Origin of the sequence: Streptomyces sp. NPDC091272, from assembly GCF_044757485.1 — a bacterium.
Taxonomy (GTDB): Bacteria; Actinomycetota; Actinomycetes; order Streptomycetales; family Streptomycetaceae; genus Streptomyces.
Window position 1 is genome coordinate 919,494 of the sequence record NZ_JBIVVC010000001.1, and the last position, 20,949, is coordinate 940,442.

At 71.8% G+C, this 20,949-nt stretch carries 12 protein-coding genes; 7 read left to right on the forward strand and 5 right to left on the reverse strand.

The window, feature by feature from the left end; all coding sequences use genetic code 11:
- The first annotated feature begins 139 nt into the window (after positions 1-139).
- Positions 140-1,963, forward strand: a complete 1,824-nt coding sequence (locus ACIQM4_RS03760; RefSeq protein WP_401585458.1) for an AMP-dependent synthetase/ligase — start codon at positions 140-142, stop codon at positions 1,961-1,963.
- 64 nt (positions 1,964-2,027) lie between these two features.
- On the opposite strand, the gene ACIQM4_RS03765 is transcribed toward ACIQM4_RS03760, so the two are convergent.
- From ACIQM4_RS03765 to ACIQM4_RS03775, 3 genes are all read right to left on the reverse strand, one after another.
- Positions 2,028-3,254: an NAD(P)-binding protein gene (locus tag ACIQM4_RS03765; RefSeq protein WP_401585461.1), complete on the reverse strand. Its 1,227-nt coding sequence runs from the start codon at positions 3,252-3,254 to the stop codon at positions 2,028-2,030.
- Between the two features lie 133 nt (positions 3,255-3,387).
- Complete coding sequence (locus ACIQM4_RS03770; protein ID WP_401585463.1) at positions 3,388-5,358, reverse strand: DUF2264 domain-containing protein; 1,971 nt, start codon at positions 5,356-5,358, stop codon at positions 3,388-3,390.
- Between the two features lie 156 nt (positions 5,359-5,514).
- Complete coding sequence (locus tag ACIQM4_RS03775) at positions 5,515-7,977, reverse strand: polysaccharide lyase 8 family protein (protein ID WP_401585466.1); 2,463 nt, start codon at positions 7,975-7,977, stop codon at positions 5,515-5,517.
- 596 nt (positions 7,978-8,573) lie between these two features.
- On the opposite strand from ACIQM4_RS03775, the gene ACIQM4_RS03780 reads away from it, so the two are divergent.
- Positions 8,574-9,755: a Gfo/Idh/MocA family protein gene (locus tag ACIQM4_RS03780; RefSeq protein ID WP_401585469.1), complete on the forward strand. Its 1,182-nt coding sequence runs from the start codon at positions 8,574-8,576 to the stop codon at positions 9,753-9,755.
- Between the two features lie 73 nt (positions 9,756-9,828).
- Here ACIQM4_RS03780 and sph read toward each other — a convergent pair whose 3' ends face one another.
- Positions 9,829-10,827 carry a sphingomyelin phosphodiesterase gene (gene sph / locus ACIQM4_RS03785; RefSeq protein WP_401585472.1) on the reverse strand — a complete coding sequence of 333 codons (999 nt, stop codon included), beginning with the start codon at positions 10,825-10,827 and terminating at the stop codon, positions 9,829-9,831.
- Positions 10,828-11,036: 209 nt separating this feature from the next.
- Positions 11,037-12,545: a M1 family metallopeptidase gene (locus ACIQM4_RS03790; protein WP_401585475.1), complete on the reverse strand. Its 1,509-nt coding sequence runs from the start codon at positions 12,543-12,545 to the stop codon at positions 11,037-11,039.
- 200 nt (positions 12,546-12,745) lie between these two features.
- Here ACIQM4_RS03790 and ACIQM4_RS03795 point away from each other — a divergent pair, with 200 nt between their 5' ends.
- The 5 genes from ACIQM4_RS03795 to ACIQM4_RS03815 all read left to right on the forward strand — a co-directional run bounded on the left by ACIQM4_RS03795 (position 12,746) and on the right by ACIQM4_RS03815 (position 20,868).
- Positions 12,746-14,761: a Xaa-Pro dipeptidyl-peptidase gene (locus ACIQM4_RS03795; protein ID WP_401585478.1), complete on the forward strand. Its 2,016-nt coding sequence runs from the start codon at positions 12,746-12,748 to the stop codon at positions 14,759-14,761.
- A complete protein-coding gene (locus ACIQM4_RS03800; protein ID WP_401585481.1) occupies positions 14,758-16,044 on the forward strand; it encodes a M14 family metallocarboxypeptidase in 1,287 nt (428 codons plus the stop codon). The genes ACIQM4_RS03795 and ACIQM4_RS03800 overlap by 4 nt, the downstream gene beginning before the upstream one ends.
- A 71-nt stretch (positions 16,045-16,115) precedes the next feature.
- On the forward strand, positions 16,116-17,846 hold the full coding sequence (locus ACIQM4_RS03805) for a BCCT family transporter (protein WP_401585484.1): 1,731 nt from the start codon (positions 16,116-16,118) through the stop codon (positions 17,844-17,846).
- 178 nt (positions 17,847-18,024) lie between these two features.
- Positions 18,025-19,074, forward strand: a complete 1,050-nt coding sequence (locus tag ACIQM4_RS03810) for an oxidoreductase (RefSeq protein WP_401585486.1) — start codon at positions 18,025-18,027, stop codon at positions 19,072-19,074.
- 156 nt (positions 19,075-19,230) lie between these two features.
- Positions 19,231-20,868, forward strand: a complete 1,638-nt coding sequence (locus tag ACIQM4_RS03815) for an ABC-F family ATP-binding cassette domain-containing protein (protein ID WP_401585488.1) — start codon at positions 19,231-19,233, stop codon at positions 20,866-20,868.
- The last annotated feature ends 81 nt before the right edge of the window (positions 20,869-20,949 follow it).

Sequence of the window (20,949 nt, forward strand, 5' to 3'; positions counted from 1 at the left end):
CTGCCGGCGGTCCTGGCCGGGATTCAGTGCAACAGTATTGCTGTCTCACCACTGTTGTGAAAGCCTCCTTGCCACGTTGAGGCACGGCCCGGTCACAAGCACCCGTCGACTGATCAGTCGCTGATGACAAGAGGCGGTCATGACCACGATCCTGCGACTTCCCGCACAATCGGCGGAACTCACCCTCCCCGCCCTGCTGCTGCGCAACGCCGAGGACCACGGCGACCTCCCCGCACTCTCCTGGCCCACCGGGGACGGCAGCGGCTGGTCGACGCTCAGCTGGCGGGAGGCCCGCCGCAGGACGGCCGTCCTGGCCGCCGGGTACGCGGCGCTCGGGGTGCGGCGCGGCGAGCAGGTGCTGATGATGATGGGCAACCGCCCGGAGCACTGGCTGAGCGACCTCGCCCTCGCACACCTGGGCGCGATACCGGTCTCCGTGTACGGGACGGCCGCCGCCGAGCAGGTGGCGCACATCGTCCGGCACAGCGGGGCCCGGTTCGCCGTCGTGGCGGGAGCCGCCGAACTCCCGCGCTGGGAACCGCTGTTGTCCGACCCCTCCAACGGCCTGCGGAAACTCGTCGTGGCGGACGCGGCCGATGCGGGGGAGCACCGGAGCTACGGCTCACTGCACGCGTCCGGTGCACGGCTGTACCGGCCCGACGCCTTCGAGAAGACCTGGCGGGAGTGCCGGGCGGAGGACACCCTGACCGTCGTCTACACCTCGGGCACCACGGGCGACCCCAAGGCCGTCCCGATCACCCACCGCATGGTGGTGGGCAACGCGCTCGCCCTGGACCGGGTGGTCGACCTGCCCGACCACGTCGAGCACATCTGCTACCTCCCCTTCGCGCACATAGCGGAGCGGATGCTCGGCATCTACCTGCCGGTCTTCCGGGCGTCGCACGTCCATCTGTGCGCGGACGTCACACAGGTCGCGGCCACCGTACGGGAGTTGCGCCCGGCGCAGTTCTTCGGCGTGCCGAGGGTGTGGGAGAAGATGGCGGCCTCCGTGCGGGCGGCGCTGTCCGGGCTGCCGGAGGAACAGCGGACCGCCGTCGAGCAGTTGGGGGAGACGGCCAGGGCCCACCTCGCCACCCGCGAGCGCGGTGAACCGCCGTCGCCCGAGCTGGAGGGCGCGTACCGGGCGGCGAAGCAGGCGCTCGACCCGCTGCTCGCCCTCGCGGGCTTCGACCGGCTGGTCTGGACGGCGAGCGCGTCCGCCCCGATGCCGCCCGAGGTGACCCGGTTCTGGGCCGGCCTCGGCATCGCGATCATGGACGCGTGGGGGCTCACGGAGACGGTCGGCGTCTGCACCGCCAACAGCCCGACGGCGGGCTTCCGGCTCGGCTCGGTCGGCCGCCCGCTGGAGGGCCTGGAGCTCAGGATCGCGGCGGACGGCGAGATCCTGGTGCGCGGGGAGACGGTGTTCACCGGTTACCTGCGCGCCGACGGGAGGATCGAACCGGCCCTGGACGAGGACGGCTGGTTCGCGACGGGTGACGTGGGCCGGATCGACGAGGACGGCTACCTCTGGCTCACCGACCGCAAGAAGGAACTGATCATCACCTCGACCGGCAAGAACGTCTCCCCGGCCCTCGTCGAGAACACCCTCAAGGAACACCCCCTGATCGGCCAGGCCCTGGCGCACGGCGACGGCAGGTCGTACCTGGTGGCACTGCTGGTCCTGGACGAGGAGACAGCCCCCGCGTGGGCGGCGGCCCGAGGCATCGAGGGACCGGTCACGGCGGAGCACCCCGCCGTACGGGAGGAGATCGCGCGGGCGGTCCGGGCGGCCAACACCCGCCTCAATCGCACCGAACAGGTGAAGCGCTACCGGCTCCTTTCCGAGGAGTGGAGCCCGCTGACCGGAGAGCTGACCCCCTCGCTGAAACTGCGGCGGAGGGTGATCCGGGAAAAGTACGCGGCGGAACTGGCGAGCCTCTACGAGGAGGGCCCCGGCTGACGGGTGGCTCTCACGCGCGCCGTCCCTCGCAAGTGCACCGCCCGTCTCACGTGCGCCGTCCCTCTCATGTGTGCCGTCCGTCGAGGGTGTGCCGGGCTCGTGTGTTGCGCCACGGCCGTCGCGAGGGGGCCCGGCCGTGTGCGGCTCCTGCCTTCGCCGCGACCCCCTCACCGGCCGCGATTCCGCTGAAGAGAGAAATCTCGCCGCGCATCCCCGGCGCCGCCACCATGTCTCCGGCCAGGAACACCCCGTCGCCCCTGTCCACCGCCGGCCGGTCGCGCCACGTCGTGCCCGGCAGGTCCAGGGCGCCCGTGCGGCCCTTCGCGGTCGCCGTCCGGCTCCATGTGGTGCGCTCCCGCCAACCCGGCACCGTCAGGTCGGCGAGCGATTCCAGCCGCGCCCGCGCCTGCGGAAGGCTCTCACCCGCCCGCACCGGCATGTCCAACTGGAACAGCGACTCCCCGGCCGGTGCGACCGTCGGATCCTGCATCGAGTACGACTCGTGGAAGCCACCACCGTCCAGGTCGAACGCGATGAAGCGGTCCCGCCGGTCCGAGCGCACCGCCACGTCCAGCAGCACCACGTGACCGCTCTCCCAGGACAGCGAGTCGTCCCCCAACAGCCGCCGGGCAGCGGCGAGTTCGGTGGCCACGACTACCGGGCGATCCTGCGGCAGCTCCGGCACCCGGCTCTCCAGGTGGACGCGTACGCCCAGCTCCCGCGCCCGCGCCTCCATCCGGCCGACCACAGCCTGCCAGCCGCCCACCACCCACCGCACCGTCGGCGCCTTCGGCGCGAACACCCGCCGGAACAGCTCCCACACGAACGCCGCCGACAACCGCCCGGTGTCCGCGTCGTAGGTGACGACCGCGACGGCCCGCGCCGCCGCCCGCGCGGCCTCCTCCCCGTACTGCTCCGTCGCCCAGTCCTGGAACGTCCTGTCCACCGGCGCCGTCCTCGGCCGCCCCGGCAGCATCATCCGGACCAGGGCGGCGGGCGGCGCGGACCGCAGCCGGCCGTCCCGTACGAAACCGAACCGCAGGTCGCGCACCGACGGCCGGCCGAGCGCACCGACCAGGTCGCGGTCGGCGAGCCAGGTCCAGTGCGCGAGGTCCGCGTAGAAGACGTGCGGGCCCTCGTGGGCGATGTACGGGGCGGATGTGGCGCGGCCCCGGCCGCCCAGCGAGCCGTGCGCCTCGTACAGGTCGACCCCCACCCCGGCCTCCGCCGCGGTGATCGCGGCGGCCAGTCCGGCGACACCCCCGCCGATGACAGTGACGTTTGCGGTCATGGCCAGCTCCTTCGTGACAGTGGCGTGCTCTCACGGAAGGGACGTGGCGGCCCCTCGCGAATGTGACATCCGCTCGGGACCCGCCGTGCACACGGTCGGCGCGGCGGGCGGGAACGGTCCGACCAGAGCGTGCTCAGACCTCCGTCACCGTGCCGTCGAGGAAGGTCAGCCGCACCGTCGAAGCGCCTGTCCCGCCCCCGGCGTCGCCGATTTCCAGGGAGACGGCCTCGCGCAGGGCCTGCGGGTGCACGGTGTCGCCGGAGAGCGCGATCAGCGAGACGTACACGCGCGTACCGCCGGGATGACGGGCCCGGCACAGGGCGGGGGTGGCGGAGTGCGGCCCGTACGCGTTGGACTCCACGTCGTGCACGACCGTCGCGGACGGGACCCCGTCCACGTCGTGCACGACCGTCGCGGACGGGACCCCGTCCGGGCCGTCCTCGTCCTCCCCATGCCAGCCGAACAGGGCGACGATCGCGCTGCTCAGACCGGTGGAGGTACGGGCCAGGCCCCAGTCGGGAGCGGTCTCCTGCGCCACCCGCCGCGAGTCGGCCACCGGATGGCCGCCCTCGCGGACGCCGTACCCGTCGGGTGCGGTGACCCGGTGCACCCGGACCTCCCAGGGGCCGTGCAGCACGCTCGTCGTCTCCACCCGGCAGGGGCCGTCCTCGTACGCCGACGAGGCGGTCCGGCCCCCGCAGCGCAGGGGGACGATCCGCCGGCGGCGCGTGGGCGTCCCGTCGGGGGCGAGCAGCGCGAGGTGGTTGTCGACGGTGCGGGACCAGGCGTGCGGCGCGGACTCGGGGGCCGTGGCCGTGGAGTAGCCGAACTTCGCGTAGTGCGGATCGTCCTCGTCCGGCCCGTTCGGCGCGTTGTGGTCGCTGCCGTGGTTGACGAGCCGGACGATGCCGTCGTGGCGGGTGCCGTGCAGCAGCCAGCCGGGCGCCGGCAGGGCCGTACAGCTGTCGGACTCCTCGACGGGCAGCGGGAGTTCGGGCTCGGTCCACACCGGGTGGCCGGCCGGCAGCAGCAGGCCGAGGAAACCCTTGCTCGCCCAGTACGGCGAGGCGGGGCCTGAGTACGGCTGCGTGCCGGGCAGGAAGGTCTCGTACCAGCCGAGGGTGAGGAGCCCGCGTGCGTCGGGCACCCCGCGCTCGGCGAAGTGGCGCACCGCCCCGGAGGCCAGCCGCCGGGTGAGCCCGGGGGAGAGCGGGCTGCAGTCGGCGAGCGCACCCATCCAGACGGGGGCGACGGCCGCGAACCGGTAGGTGAGGGAGCGGCCCTGGTGGACGGGGGCGCCGTCACCGCCGAAGAAGTGCGGGTAGGAGGAGAGGTACTGGCCGAGCCGCTCCCGGTAGACCTCCGTACGGCCCCCGTCCGCGCCGCCGGTGCTGTCGGTGGCTGCCGCGATCCGGGACCAGAGCAGTGGGTAGAGGTGGAGGGCCCAGCCGACGTAGTAGTCGAAGTTGCGGCCGTCCCCGTCGGTGTACCAGCCGTCGCCCACGTACCAGTCCTCGATGCGGTCCAGTCCGCTCTCGATGTCCGAGCGGCTGTACGGGGCGCCCACCGACGCCAGGAACTGTTCGGACACCACCTGGAACAGCCGCCAGTTGTTGTCCCAGGTGCGAGCCCCGACGAACCCGGAGAACCAGTCCACGACGCGCTCCTGGACCCGGACGTCCAGCCGGTCCCAGATCCAGGGACGCGTCTCGTGCAGTGCGACGGCAATCGACGCGGCCTCGACCATCTGCTGGGAGCAGTCGGTGAGGCGGGGCCAGGCCTCGGGCGAGGACGGGTCCGTGCCCGCTGTCAGACCTCGCGCGTACCTTTCGACCAGGCGGGGATCGACCTCGCCGCCCGCCCCCGCGATGCGGAAGGAGGCGAGGAGGAACGAGCGCGCGAAGCCTTCGAGACCGTCCGACACGACCCCCGACCAGCTGGCCCGTCCCGGCAGCCGGTACTGCGCGAACCCCGGCGTGGCGTACGGGACGAGAGCTTCCAGCATCCGGTCCGCGACAGCCTCCCAGTGGGCGCGGGTCCAGCCGGTGCGCGGGGAGAGGACGCGGTCGGTCGGGGGGAGGGCGAGGTGCGGCGGGACGGACATGGGGGAGCGGTTCTCCTCGGGATGTGCCTTCGGTGCCGGCCGGCGGGGGCGATGTCGCTGCCGGTGCCGGTGCTGGCGCCGGCACCGGCAGGCGGTGTGGTGGTGGTCGTACGGACGGCTGGGTCGGCGGTCGTTTCGACGGCGCCGACGGCCGTCTCAGCGCAGTTCCGCCCGGTGGGTGTGACCGCGGGAACCGCCCACCGTGACCGTGAGGACAGGGCGGCGCCCAGGGGTGACCCGGACCGTGTCGTCGGCGGAGACCACGGACCGCACGGTGAAGGGGAGTTGCACCGTGAGCGTGGTCCCGGCGCGTCCGGGGTCGGCGACCGCCACCGAGACGGAGCCGTTCCCGCGCCGGACGAGCACGGACGCGGGGCCGGAGGCGGTGATCCCGGCGGCGCTACCCGCCTGCCAGAAGGTGGCGGCGGTCAGACCGAGGCGCCGCGCCTCCACGGCCTGGACCCCCGCGTCGTTGGCGGCGATGTGCACCGGCCGGGACAGCTGCCAGGCGGCGGTGGCCACCGGGGAGGCCCCCGGGAGGAGGGCGTATGCGTAGGAGGCCGCGGACGGCGAGGCACCGTGATCGATCCACAGCGTGAGGTAGCGGCGGCTGAGCCGGGTGGTGGAACCTCCGGTGTCGGCACCGGTGTTGAGGTCGCGCCAGGCGCCGGTCCGCTGTTCACGCAGGGTGTGCAGGGCGGTCCGCTGCGGGAAGACGTAGCCACCCACACCTTCGATGTGCGCCCATCCCGCCGTGCGCGGGCCGTCGGCCCGGCCCGGTGCGGTGGACCGGGGGACCCCGTCGACCAGCAGCCGGGAGGTGCCGTCCGCGTGCAGGCTGCGGTTCTCGACGATCGTCTCGACGGTGCGGCCGTCGCTCGCGGTGATCCCGGCGCCGAGCGCCACGACCGCGTTGTCGAGGAAGAACCAGGACTTCCTGGCCCGCAGGGTGCTGTCCTGGGCGGTGAGTTCCATGGCGGACGCGCCGTAGCGGGCGTCGAGGACGGCGCCGCCCGCCACGGTGTTCGCCGGCCGGTAGGTCGCCGTACCGGCCCCGGGGCCGAGGTCCGCCCGCCGCCGGGTGTCGACCGTGGTGCCCGGCAGCCGGTAGGGGTCGACGGTCGGCCAGAAGCCGTCCCCGAACTGCCCGAGGTCGTCCTCGCTGTACAGGTACGTCATGCCGTCGCCGGTGTACCAGCCGTGCAGGTTCTCGCCGTTGCCCGCCTCGTACGCCGCGATCCGCCGCGAGGACAGCGAGACGGCGAACGCCCAGCTGGGGCGCCGGTGCACCACCCGGTCCATGTCGGCGAAGACGAAGTGCCCGGTGGTACGCCCGGCCGCGGGCACCGAGCCGTCCGCCAGCAGCGCCTTGGCCCGCGCCAGTTGGGGGAGGGAGACCAGAGCGGTGTACGGGGTGGTGCGGTTGCGCTCGATCCAGCCCTTGGCCAGCGCGCGCCAGCGGGCGGCGTACGCGGCCGGGGCGCCGGTGGCCAGGAGGACGATGCTCGACACGGTCGCCGCCCCGTCGACGTGGTCCCCGGCCCGCTCGCGCGAGATCGCCCGGCCCCGCACGGTGTCCATCATCAGCCCGTCGAAGAGCACCGGGGCGAAGGAACGCTCCGCCGCCTCGTAGATCACCGACACCTGGGGATCGCTGACCGCCCAGGTGGACCCCGCCAGCAGGGCGATCAGGTAGGCCGCGCCACCGAGCAGGACCGCTCCGTACGTTCCGGTGTAGGCCACCGACTCGTGCTGGACGAAGGAGCCGTCCGGGTAGAAGCCGTCGCCCGAAGAGGTGTACCGGAAAAGGCTGTTGCGTCCGCCGTCGCGCACGTCGGAGAGGCCGTCCCTGGCGAGCGCGACCTTGGCCGCGTCCCGGCCGAGCAGCCCGCGCAGTGCCACGATCACCGCCTTGTCGGACCGGTTGGCGCCGGTCTCGGCGAGGCCGGGGACATTGGTACGGCGGTCCGCGTCGGGACAGAAGCGGTCCACCGTCGCCAGATAGCCCGACAGGTCGGTTGCGGAGACCCGCGCGCCCAGGAGCACACAGCTGTCCAGGAGCGCTCGGGGAGCGCCGATCTCCCAGAACCACCAATTGCCGCTCTCGCTCTTCGTCGCGTTGTAGGCGTTGTCGTGCAGGAAACGCAGGGCCGCCACCAGCGCGGACGCCACCTCGTCCGAACCGCCGAGCGAGGCGCCGGACGTGGCCCAGGCGGTGGCGAGGGTGCGCAGCCGGGTGTAGCTCTGACCGAAGTTGCCGGGATCGGCGACGGGGGAGAGGTCCGGCCAGAGCGCGGTGCGCCCGGCCGAGCGGTCGAGCTGCTGCCACAGGGCCGCCGCCGACGTGTCGAGCGTCGTGAGCGCGGCACGGAAATCCGGGTCCGCAGGGTCGAAGGCGCCGCCGGTCAGGAGCTCCTGTGCCCGGACGAGCAGCGGATCGAAGGCGTCCAGGGCTTGCGCCGGGGTCTCAGGGCCGGTGGCGCCGGCCGCGTGCACGGGAGCTGCTGCCGCCGGGGAGACCGTCGGGAGGAGCACCGCGGCGGACCCCGCCGCGAGCACGGCCCGCCTGGACAGTGTGCCGCCCGGCCTGCCGGACGCGGGATCGTGGGTCACGGTCATGTCAGTTCTCCAAGGTGCTCGGGGCGACGGGCGACGGGCGACGGGCGACAGGCGACGGGCGATGGGCGACAGGCGACGGGCGGCTGCGGCAGCCGGAGTACGGCGATCGGCGGGGGAGCCGGGGCGCGGGACGGCACGGGCGGCGGAGCGTGGGCCGAGGTCCGCGAGTGCCCCGGCCCGGCGGGACCGGTGCCGGGGAGTCCGGTCCCGGGGAGTTTGGTCCCGGGGAGTCCCGCACCGGCGAGACCGGGCCCGGCCAGACCGACACCAGCGAGACCGACACCGGCGTAACCAGCACCGGTGGCCAGTGCCGAACGGCGGCCGACGGGGACGGAAGTGCGCATGCGGAACTCTCCCTGCGGGGGGTGAGGCGTGCTGGTGCGTACGGGCTGCGCGTCAGCATGTAAGCGCTTGCTGTCCGACCGCAAGGGGCTCCGGAATGTTTCTGTTGTTTTCTATGCGGATGTTTTCTGTGCGGAGAGGTGGCGAGGGCACCGTGCGCCTCCGCCGCGACGGGCGTGCCCCGGTCCTGCGCCCTCGCGGGCCTCCTCGTCCGCCCGTAAGGTGCGTTCCTCCCGCACCCCTTGAGGAGAACCATGACCGACCTCCGTATCGGCGTCCTGGGTTACGGGCTGCGCGGCAACCTCGCCCGCACCGCCCACCGCCCCGGAGCCGGCGCCCGCGTCACCGCAGTCGCGGACCCGGACCGGGTCGCCCGTACGGAGGCCGGCCACGCCTTCCCCGACGCCGCCCTCCTCGCCGACCACCGCAAGGTGACCCAGGCCCCGGACGTCGACGCGGTCCTGGTGCTCACCCCCGACCACACCCATGCCGACCTGGCCTGCGAGGCACTGCGGGCCGGCAAGCCCGTCTTCGTCGAGAAGCCCCTGGACATCACCGTCGAGCGCTGCGACGAGATCCTCCGCACCGCCCACGAGACGGGGACACGGCTCTACGTGGGGCACAACATGCGGCACATGCCGGTCGTCCGCCTGATGCGCGACCTCGTCGTGCGCGGCGCCGTCGGCGCGGTGAAGACCGTCTGGGTGAGGCACTTCGTCGGCTACGGCGGCGACTGGTACTTCAAGGACTGGCACGCCGAACGCAGGTACACCACCGGCCTGTTGCTCCAGAAGGCCGCCCACGACATCGATGTGCTGCACTGGCTGGCCGGAGGGTACGCCCGCGACGTCCAGGCCATGGGCGACCTCATGGTCTACGGCGACAACCCGCACCGCCGCGCCCCGGGCGAGCCCAAGGCCGACGACTGGTACACCGAGGACGGGCACTGGCCGCCGCACACCCAGCGCGCCCTCAACCCGGTGATCGACGTCGAGGACGTGTCCCTGCTGAACATGCGCCTCGACAACGGCGTCCTGGCCGCCTACCAGCAGTGCCACTTCGCCCCCGACTACTGGCGCAACTACACCGTGATCGGGGACGCGGGCCGCCTGGAGAACTTCGGTGACGGCCCCGGGGCGGAGGTCAAGGTCTGGAACGGCCGCCGCTCCGGGTACCGCGCGGACGCCGACGAGAGCCACCGGGTGCCGGCTGCGCAGGACAAGGCGGGGCACGGCGGCGCGGACCCGCTGCTCATCGACGAGTTCCTGCGTTTCGTACGGGACGGCGGCGCGACGGACACCTCTCCGGTCGCCGCCAGGATGGCCGTCGCCGCGGGAGTCGGGGCCACCTCCTCACTCCGCGACGGCGGCGTCCCGCGGCAGGTCCCCCCGCTGGGGGAGGACCTGATCGCTTACTTCGAGCGCGGCCAGAAGTGAGGACGGCCCCTGTCTTCCAACGTGCGGCACGGGTGCCACGGGTGCCACGGACGCGGCCCCGGGCGCCCGTCTATCACTTCGCGGAGGCCACCACCGGGTAGTGGTCGCTCAGGTTCGTGTACGTGTAGGAGGTGCCCCAGCTGGAGACGGTCCACGGCGCGCTCTGCTCCTTGACCACGTCGTTGGTCCAGCCGGCCGGCCGGGCGTGACCCGTGCGGTGCAGGACGTAGTCGAGGTCCTCGCGCGGGTCCGTCGGGTAGCGCTCGGCGGCGATGGAGTTGTCGGCGGTGTCGAAGGAGTACGGGTGGCCGGTGCGGGCCTGGGCGCCGTCCAGTCCCGCGTCGGCGAGCATGGACGTGTACTCGGCGCTGTGCGAGTCGACGTTCAGGTCGCCGGCCACCAGCACCTGCTCGGTGGCGGGGATCTTCTTGGCGTCGAGGAACGCGTCCAGTTGCTTCAACTGGGCACTGCGCCTCACCGCCGCCTCGCCCGCCTTGCAGCCCGGGCCCGTGGACTGGAGGTGCGTGCCGACCACGTGCACCTTCACACCACGCACATCGAGGACGACGTACGCGAAGCCCTTGTTGGAGAACCAGTCGCCGCCGCACGCCTCCTTGTAGACGAACTGCTCCTGCCGCACGATCGGCCACTTGCTGTAGACGGTCACCCCACCGTCCTCCGCCGAGGTCGCCGAGTACGAACCACCTGTCGCGTCCCACCCGCTCTTGCTGCGGCCCACGACAGGTGTCCGGTACGGGTACCGGGCAGCCGCGTTCTGCCCCAGCGCCTCCGAGGCCGCGTTGTCGAAGGCCTCCTGGAGGACGACCACGTCGTGCCCCTGGAAGAAGGGCGCCGCCGCGATCGCCTTCGCACGGAAGTCCTGACCCCAGTTGGGGTACAGGCTCTTGCTGAAGAGGAAGGCGTTGTACGAAAGGACCTGGAGCTTCGGCACGTCGGCGGAGGCGGCGGGATCGGCCACGGCGACCGGAGCAGTGACGGCCAGCGTGGCCGCGGCGGCGACCGCGCAGGCGACGGCACGGCGAAGGGCACGTCGGCGTGAGGGAATCGGCACAGAGTTCTCCCGTGGGAAGGGTGGGGCGAGAAGTGCGGAGCACCGGTGCCGCACATCCAACCAGCCGTGGTTACTTCCCGGTAGACGGCACACACCGCGCATCTGTCACCAGGCCCACCAGTGCCCCAACTCCCCTCCCGTCAAAGGCCAATGACCCGTGACCCGTGACCGATGGTCACGGGTCATTGGTCACTAGTCACGGTCACTGATCAGTGGTCGTGGATCGTGTTCGTCTCCGCGATCTTCTTCCAGGACTTCGGCCGGACCGGTGCCGCCTCCGCACCCGCGGTGTACGAGCGGGCGATCTTCGAGCCCGCGGCGGCAGGAGCGGCCGGCTTGGCCGGCTCGTAGAGCCAGGTGTCGAAAAGCTCCGCGAGGGGCTTCTTGGACACCTTCTCCGCGTACTTCACGAAGTCGGACACCTTGGCGTTGCCGTAGGCGTACTGCTTCGGCCAGCCCCGCAGGATCTGGAAGAACGCGTCGTCGCCGACCTCGTTGCGCAGTGCCTGGATGGCCAGTGCGCCCCGGTCGTAGACAGCGATGTCGAACTGCTTGTCGGCGCCCGGGTCACCGGGCTTGACCTGCCAGAACGGGTTGTCGGCGGCGTAGGAGGCATAGGTGTAGTCGGCCAGCTCCTGTGCCGTGCCCTCGCCCTCCTTCTCCGACCACAGCCACTGGCTGTAGCGCGCGAAGCCCTCGTTGACCCAGATGTCCTTCCAGTGGTGCACGGAGACACTGTCGCCGTACCACTGGTGGGCCAGCTCGTGCACCACGACCGAGACGTTCGCACCGTTCGCGAACTGCTTGGGGCTGTAGAACGGGCGGGTCTGCGTCTCCAGCGCGAAACCGCTGGTCACGTTCGGGACGTAACCGCCGATCGCGTTGAAGGGGTAGGGGCCGTAGACGCCCTCCAGCCACTCGACGACCTCCGCCGAGCGCTCGACGCTCGCCCGCGCAGCCCCGTCGTTGTCACCGAGGTCCTTGCTGTACGCGTTGAGGACCGGCAGCCCCGACTCGGTCCTGTCGGTGGTGATGTCGAACTTTCCGACGGCGAGCGTGGCCAGGTAGGAGGCCTGCGGCTTGTTGGAGCGCCAGGCGAAGCGGGTCCAGCCCAGCTTCGAACTCTGCGACTGCAGAACGCCGTTGGAGATGGCCTGGTGACCGTCCGGCACCGAGACCGACACGTCGTAGGTGGCCTTGTCGAGCGGGTGGTCGTTGCTCGGGAACCACCAGGCGGCCGAGTCGGGCTCCTGCGCGGCGACGCCGCCGTCCGGGGTGCGGGCCCAGGCGGTGTACCCGCCGATCTTCACCTCGGAGGGCTTGCCCGCGTACTTGACGACGACCGAGACCGCCTTGCCCTTCTGCAACGGCGTCACCGGCGTGACGACGAGCTCCTGCTCGCCCTCCTTGGCGAACTTCGCCTTCTTCCCGTTCACCCGCACCTCGCTGACCGCGAGGCCGAGGTCGAGATTGAAGCGCGACAGGTCCTGCGTGGCGGTCGCCACCAGGGTCGCCGTGCCCTCCAACAGGTCGGTGCCCGGCTGGTACTTCAGCCGCAGGTCGTAGTGCGAGACGTCGTAGCCGCCGTTGCCGCTGGCCGGGTAGTAGGGGTCGCCGATGCCCGGGGCACCCGGTGTGAACGAGGCGGCCGACGCCGGGATCGCCAGCAGGAGGGTGGCCGCGGCGAGCACGCCGGGGGCGATGATTCTGCGGTGCACGAGTGCTCCAAATGGTCAGGTGGAACGATCTGTTGGCACTCTATTCAGCCCCTCGGCCACCAGTCATGTCCATGGTCGCTCCTGTCACACGATCGCCATACGGCCGACATGTGACCCCGTATCCCATTTGGCGGCAGGTGCCACCCCGGGCGCGCTCCGGCCCCCTGTTGCACGGGAGTTGACCGCGTTACCGTCCGCCCATGCCGATATCTGAGCGGGCCAGGCGCCCGAAACGGAGAACGCTCGTCCCTCTGGCCGCGGTCGCTCTGACGGCCGTCCTGCTGGCTCCGTCGGGCGCGGCGGCCGACGCGGGCCCGGCCGTCGGCGCCCCGACCTCGACGACGGCCGACCGTGCCCGCGAGAGCAAGCCCGTGTACGCGTACGACAAGGCCGTCCGCGAGTCCGTCTGGGTGGACACCCGCATCGACGGTGACAAGGACGGCCGGACGGACCGCGTCGCGGTGGACATCGTCCGCCCCCGCGAGCTCGACCGCTCAGGACGCCGCATTCCGGTGATCATGGACGCCAGCCCGTACTACTCCTGCTGCGGGCGCGGCAACGAGAGCCAGCTGAAGACGTACGATGCGGCGGGCAAGCCGGTGCAGTTCCCGCTCTTCTACGACAACTACTTCGTGCCGCGCGGCTACGGGTACGTCGCCGTCGACCTCACCGGCACCAACCGTTCCGACGGCTGCGTCGACGTCGGCGGACGCTCCGAGGTCGCCTCCGCGAAGGCGGTCATCGACTGGCTGAACGGTCGCGGCCAGGGCTACACCACCCGCACCGGGAACCAGCGTGCCCGCGCGGACTGGTCCAACGGCAGTACCGGAATGATCGGCAAGAGCTGGGACGGCAGCGTGGCCAACGGCACCGCGGCCACCGGCGTCGAGGGGCTCAGGACGATCGTGCCGATCAGTGCGATCTCCTCCTGGTACGACTACTACTTCCAGCAGGGCGCCGACCTCTACCAAGGAGGCCCCGACGACCTCGCCGGCTACGTCGAGAACCCGGTGAACACGGCCCGCTGCGCGCAGGTGAAGAAGGAACTGGCCGAAGGGGACGCGCCGAACGGCGACCGGACCCGGATGTGGGCGGACCGCGACTTCGTCCCCGACGCCCGCAAGGTCCGCGCCAGCGTCTTCGCCGTGCACGGGATGCAGGACCTGAACGTGCGCACCAACCACTTCGGGAAGTGGTGGGACGCCCTCGCGAAGCAGGGCGTCCAGCGCAAGGTGTGGCTCTCGCAGACCGGGCACGTCGACCCGTTCGACTTCCGCCGCGCCGAATGGGTGCGGACCCTGCACCGCTGGTTCGACCACGAGCTCATGGGCTACGACAACGGCATCGACCGCGAGCCGACGGCGGACATCGAGCGCGCCCCCGACCAGTGGTCCACCGACAAGGTCTGGCCGGCGCGCGGCGCCGACTCCACCCGGCTCAGCCCCCGGCCGGGCAGCGCCCCCGGCGTCGGCACGCTCGGCCTGCGGCCGGCGCGGCCGGGCGCCACGGAGACCTTCACCGACGACCCGAAGCTGAACGAGACCGACTGGGCCGCGAAGATCGACACCGGCACCCCGGAGAAGACCGGGTTCACCACCCGCCCGCTCTCCCGCGAGCTGCGCCTGTCCGGCACCGGCAAGGTGACCCTCAAGGTCACCCCCTCCACCACCAGCGCGAACCTCAGCGCCGTCCTCGTCGACCTCGGACCGGACACCATCCGCAACTACGCGGCGAGCGGTGAAGGCATCAAAACCCTGGCCAGCCGCACCTGTTGGGGGCCGAGCACCGCGGGTGACAGCTCCTGCTTCAAGGAGACCGCCGCCAACCCGGTCGACGTCGACCTGACCGTCTTCAGCCGCGGCTGGGCGAGCCTCGCCCACCACCGCGGCGACGGAAAGGCCCGCCCCGTGACCCCCGGAAAGGAATACGAGATCACTGTCGAACTCGCCGCCTCCGACCATGTCGTCCCGGCCGGACACCGGCTCGCCCTCATCATCGGCGGTACGGACGAGGGCCTGATCGAGGCCCCCGACACCCGCCCCACCCTCGGCCTCGACCTGGCCGGCACCTCCGCGCGGCTGCCGGTGGTCGGCGGCGAGCGCGCCTTCGCGCGGGCGGTCTCCGGCAACACGGCCTCCGCGCCGCTGTCGCCGGGCGCCCCCGACGCGGTCGCCGTGCCGCAGAACCTCTCCCGGCTGCCCGGAGCCCTGCGATGAGGGCCCGTGTCCTGGGTGTGCTGCTCGGCGGGGCAGCGCTCGCGGTGCCGCTGGTGGCCGCCCCCGCCCAGGCGGGAGACTCCGGCCGCACCCCGCCCCGTACCGGGTTCGAGACCACCCACGGCGCCCGGTGGACCACCCAGCCCGAGGAACAGAAGTTCCTGGCAACCGTCGACCGGGGCAGCTCCAGGGCGACGCTGTCCACGATCGGCACCACCAAGCAGGGCCGCCCGCTCCAGTTGCTGCGCATCGGCGAACGGCGGTACACCGCCTCCACCGTCCTGCTGATCTGCAGTCAGCACGGCGACGAACCGGCCGGCCGCGAAGCCTGCCTCAGCAGGGCCCGCGACCTGGCGTACGCGAAGGACCGCGGCACCCGCGACTTCCTGAGTGCGACCACCGTGCTGGTGCTGCCGACCGCCAACCCGGACGGCCGGGCCGCCGACACCCGGGGCAACTCCGACGGCGTCGACATCAACCGCGACCACATCGCCCTGGCCACCGCCGAGGGCCGTGCCATGGCCGCCGTGATCCGGGACCGCAAGCCGGACCTGATCTACGACCTGCACGAGTACGGGGCCACGCCTCCCTACTACGACAAGGACCTCTTCGACCTCTGGCCCCGCAACCTCAACACCGACCCCCGCGTCCACGACGAGTCGAAGAAGCTCTCCGAGGAGTTCGTACGGCCCGCCGCCCACGCGTCCGGCTTCAGCATCGGGACGTACGGCATCTGGACCGACCCGGTCACCGGCGAGCCCACGCGGCAGGTGGCGGGGGACGGGCAGGAGCGCATCCTGCGCAACGCGGCAGGGGTCAAGCACTCGGCAGGGCTGCTCATCGAGAGCCGCATCGACGCGCTGAGCGAGAGCGAGAAGCAGGACAAGGCACTCAACCAACGGCGCAGGGTCGCCTCCCACCTCGCCTCCCTCACCGGTGCGCTCGCGTACGCGGACGAACGGCGCGGCCCCGTCGAGGCGGCCACCACCAGGGCCAGGCTCGCGGGATTCGCCGACCGGGGACCCGTCTATCTGGGTGGCGCCGACAACGACCCCGCCGAGCCCGCCGAGGTGCTCGCCGACCCGCCCTGCGGCTACTGGCTGACGAAGTCCCAGATCGATGACGTCGGCGACGAACTCACCCTGCACGGCGTCAGGTTCACCACCGGCCGAGGGGGCGCCTTCGTGCCGTTGCGGCAGTCCCAGCGGGACCTGGTCCCGCTGCTGCTCGACGCGAAGGCCGCGTATCCTCTTGTAACGGGTCAACCCGACACGCGCTGTTAGCAGACCGTGACGTGCGTCACCTGTGATACCGGGTAGCGGCAGGGAATCCTCCCTACCCGAAAGGTGACCACGTGTCCCACGACGATCAGTCGGGCGACCGGGCAGCTTCGCCAGTCATGGTGGACCTGCCCGGCAGCCCGCACACCACCCCCAGACCACGGACCGACCGGATCGTGTTCGGCGTCACGGCCGCACTCACGCTCGCGTTCGTACTGTGGGGTGCCCTCGCCACCAAGTCCCTCGAAGACGTCTCGGGCAAGCTGCTCAACGGCCTCATCCACAACGGTGGCTGGGCCTTCATACTGGCTGCCACCGGGTTCGTCGTCTTCGCGCTGTGGCTGGCGGTGAGCCGGTACGGGAAGATCACGCTCGGCGAGGAGGGTGAGGCGCCCGAGTTCAAGACGGTTTCCTGGGTCGCGATGATGTTCAGCGCCGGCATGGGCATCGGCCTGATGTTCTACGGCGTCAGTGAGCCGCTCGGTCACTTCGGTTCGCCGCCGCCCGGCACGCACCCCGCCGACTCGGCGGACCGCATGCAGACCGCCATGGCCACCACCCTGTTCCACTGGACGCTGCACCCGTGGGCGATCTACGCGGTGGTCGGCCTGGCCATCGCGTACAGCACCTTCCGCCGTCGCCGCCGGCAGACGATCAGCGCGGTCTTCACCCCGCTCATCGGTGAGAAGCACGCCAACGGGGGAGTCGGCCGCTTCATCGACATCCTCGCGATCTTCGCGACGCTGTTCGGCTCGGCGGCCTCGCTGGGCCTGGGCGCGCTCCAGATCGGCAGCGGAATGAAGGAGCTCGGCTGGATGGAGAAGGCCGGCACCGGCCTCCTCATCTCCATCATCGCCGTCCTCACGGTCTGTTTCGTGGTCTCCGCCGTGTCGGGCGTCGAGAAGGGCATCCAGTGGCTCTCCAACACCAACATGGTGCTGGCGCTGCTCCTGGTGGTCTTCGTCTTCATCGCCGGTCCGACCGTCATCGTCCTCGACCTGCTGCCCACCTCCATCGGCGCCTACCTCGGTGACCTCCCGCAGCTCATCGGCCGCACCGAGGCGACCGGCGGCGAGGACGTCGCCACCTGGCTGAGCAGCTGGACGGTCTTCTACTGGGCGTGGTGGATCTCCTGGACGCCCTTCGTCGGCATGTTCATCGCGCGGATCAGCCGCGGCCGTACCATCCGCCAGTTCGTCGGCGGCGTGATCCTGGTCCCGAGCACGGTCAGCCTGCTCTGGTTCGCGGTCTTCGGCGGTACGGCGATGAAGATGAAGGACGCGGGCCGGCTCGCGGACGAGTCGACCCCCGAGGGACAGCTGTTCGGCCTCCTCAAGGAGTTCCCGATCGCCACGGTCACCAGCATCCTGGTGATGATCCTGGTCGGCATCTTCTTCGTCTCGGGCGCGGACGCCGCCTCCATCGTGATGGGCACCCTCTCCCAGCGGGGCTCCTTCGAGCCCACGAAGATGGTCGTCATCTTCTGGGGTGTCGTCACCGGTGCGGTGGCAGCGGTCATGCTCCTCATCGGTGACGGCGAGGACGACGCCCTCAAGGGCCTGCAGAACCTGACCATCCTCGTCGCGGCACCGTTCGCGGTGGTCATGGTCGGCATGTGCTGGGCCCTGCTGCGCGACCTGCGCAGCGACCCGCTGATCGTCCGGGGCGAGATGGGCGTCGAGGCGGTCGAGGCGGCGGTCATCGAGGGCCACACGAAGTACGACGGCGACTTCGAGATCCGCATCGGACCGGGCACGGGACCGGACGCACCGGAGCGGATGGAGGGTGCGACGAAGAGTCCCTGACGGGCGGGGGTTTCCCCGAGCGCGTTCCTCTCGGCACGGACGGACCCGGCCACCGGTACTTCAGTACTGGGGGCCGGGTCCGTCCGTGCCGAGGCCGGTACCTCCGCGCTTCCGGCCCCGTCCGCCCGAAATCAAGATGTCGTGCGCAGAACGGGACTTCACCGGGAATACTCACCCCATGTCTGCCGCGCACGCGACCTTCGGGCTGGCTCCGGCGATACGGGCCGGGGGAGTACTCGTCAACGGTTCCTACCAGGTCCACCGCGACTTCCTGGACTTCGTCGTCGACGGCCGCCCCCTCCTGCACCAGCTCGCCGAGCTCGACGCCGTCTCCCCGCTGGCCTCCGACGTCCCTCCCGCGATCTTCACCACCCATGTCCGCCGACTCCTCCTGGAGGCGCCCCCACCGCTCCCCGGCAACCGGTACGTCATCTACGGCTGCCCGGAGTGCGAGGGCCTCGAATGCGGCGCGGTCACCGCCGTCATCGAACGCGAGGGCCCCGACGTCGTCTGGCGCGACTTCGCGTGGCAGACCGCGGAGACCGTCGACCTGGAGCGCGACGGCTACCACGGCACAGGGCCGTTCCGCTTCGACGCGGAGCGCTACCGCGCCGAACTCGCCAGACTGCTGCCCGACGACGACGCGGGCGCGGGCCACGAGGAGGACGGCAGGCCCGCCCGTCGCCGTGTCCTGCTCATCGGCAACCGCGTGGCCGTCCTCGCCAGGCTGGCCGCGGCCCTCCGTACGATCAACATCGGCGCGGAGATCACCGAGGACGCGGACAGGGTCCCGCCGGCGGAGATCAGGACCTACGGCGCGGTCGCCTTCGGCCGCTCGGTCGCCGAGCACGAGAAGGCGGCGGTGCGCGCGGCGTTCGACCGTGCGGGAGTCCGGCCGGCGTATGTGGAGGGCCTGGCGCCGATCGTCCCGCTGCTGGTCGCGCAGATAGAACACGCCCTGGAGCAGGGCCCGTTGGAGCAACGCCGATTGACGCGGCTGGTGGCGGCCGACGGTGAGGCGGGCGTCGAGGTCACCTCGGCGTGCCGGGTGCAGCTGGTCGCGTACCGCCGGGACCGACTGCACCGTACGCACGCCGAGGTCGTCTTCGAGGGCCGGCTGGAGGCGGGCAGGCACCGGATTCCCCTGGACGCGAAGGCGACGCGGGGGCAGTCCTACATCGTGGCTCGCACGACGGGAGGCGTACTGGCGGCCCCGATGGCCCGCTGACCTCGCCGCCGACACCGGCTCCTCACCCGCCGCTGCCGCCGGCTCGCCACCCTCCCCCAGTGCCGGTCCTGCCCCGGCCTCTCACCCTGCGCCCCCCGAGCCCCGTGCACTCCGACCGCGGGGGCCGGCGTCGGCTCGATTAGGATCGGCAACCTCATGACTGCCACTCTCGTCGCCAAAGATCTCGCCGCCGGCCACGGCGACCGCACCCTCTTCTCCGGCCTGGACCTGGTCGTCGCCCCCGGCGACGTGATCGGTCTGGTCGGCGTCAACGGGGCGGGCAAGTCCACCCTGCTACGACTGCTCGCCGGCCTGGACACCCCCGAGGGCGGCGAGCTGCGGCTGTCCCCGCCCACCGCCACCGTCGGCCACCTCCCGCAGGAGCCGGAGCGCCGTGCAGGCGAGACCGTACGGGACTTCCTGGCCCGGCGCACCGGGGTTGCCGACGCCCAGCTCGCCCTGGACACCGCCACCCAGGCGCTCGTCGACGGTGCTCCGGGCGCGGACGACGACTACTCCGTGAGCCTGGACCGCTGGCTCGACCTCGGCGGCGCCGACCTCGACGAGCGGGCCGAGGAGGTCGCCGCCTCCCTCGGTCTGACCGTCGGCCTCGACCAGCCGATGACCGGCCTGTCCGGCGGTCAGGCCGCCCGCGCCGGTCTCGCCTCGCTCCTCCTGTCCCGGTACGACGTCTTCCTGCTCGACGAGCCCACCAACGACCTCGACCTGGACGGCCTCGACCGCCTGGAGACCTTCGTCAAGGGGCTGCGCGCGGGGACGGTGGTCATCAGTCACGACCGCGAATTCCTCACCCGTACGGTGACCAAGGTCCTGGAACTGGACCTCGCCCAGCAGCAGATCAAGCTGTTCGGCGGCGGCTACGCGGCCTACCTGGAGGAGCGGGAGACCGCGCGGCGGCACGCCCGCGAGGAGTTCGACGAGTTCGCCGACAAGAAGGCCGCTCTGGAGGGCCGGGCGCAGATGCAGCGCGGCTGGATGGACAAGGGCGTGCGCAACGCCCGCCGCAAGTCCACCGACGGCGACAAGCTCGGCCGCAACATGCGCAGCGAGGCGAGCGAGAAGCAGGCCGCGAAGGCGCGCCAGACGCAGCGCATGATCGAACGCCTCGACGTGGTCGAGGAGCCCCGCAAGGAGTGGGAGCTGCGGATGGAGATCGCGTCCGCGCCTCGCTCCGGCGCTGTGGTCTCCACGCTGCGTCAGGCCACCGTGCACCGGGGCGGCTTCACGCTCGGACCGGTGTCGCTCCAGATCGACTGGGCCGACCGGGTCGCCATCACCGGAGCCAACGGTTCGGGGAAGTCGACCCTGTTGGCGGCCATGCTGGGCCGACTCCCGCTGGACGAGGGCGACTCGACCCTCGGGCCTGGAGTCGTCGTCGGCGAGGTCGACCAGGCGCGCGGACTCTTCCACGGCGCGCAGACCCTGCTCGACGCGTTCTCGGCGGCCGTGCCCGACACGGAGCCGGCGGAAGTCCGCACGCTGCTGGCCAAGTTCGGCCTGCGCGCGGAGCATGTGCTGCGCCCCGCCACCACGCTCTCTCCCGGCGAGCGCACCCGCGCCGCACTCGCCCTCCTCCAGGGCCGTGGTGTCAACCTCCTGGTGCTGGACGAACCGACCAACCACCTGGACCTGCCCGCCATCGAGCAGCTGGAGTCGGCCCTCGACTCGTACGAGGGAACCCTGCTGCTGGTCACGCACGACCGCCGGATGCTGGAGGCGGTACGCACCACCCGCCGGTTGCAGGTGACGGAGGGCCGGGTCTCAGAGACGTAAACCCGGACGGCGGTCGGGCGTGAGAGGCAGCCCCCGCCCGACGGACGGGGCCGGCACGAGAGGCGACCCTGCCCGCCGGAC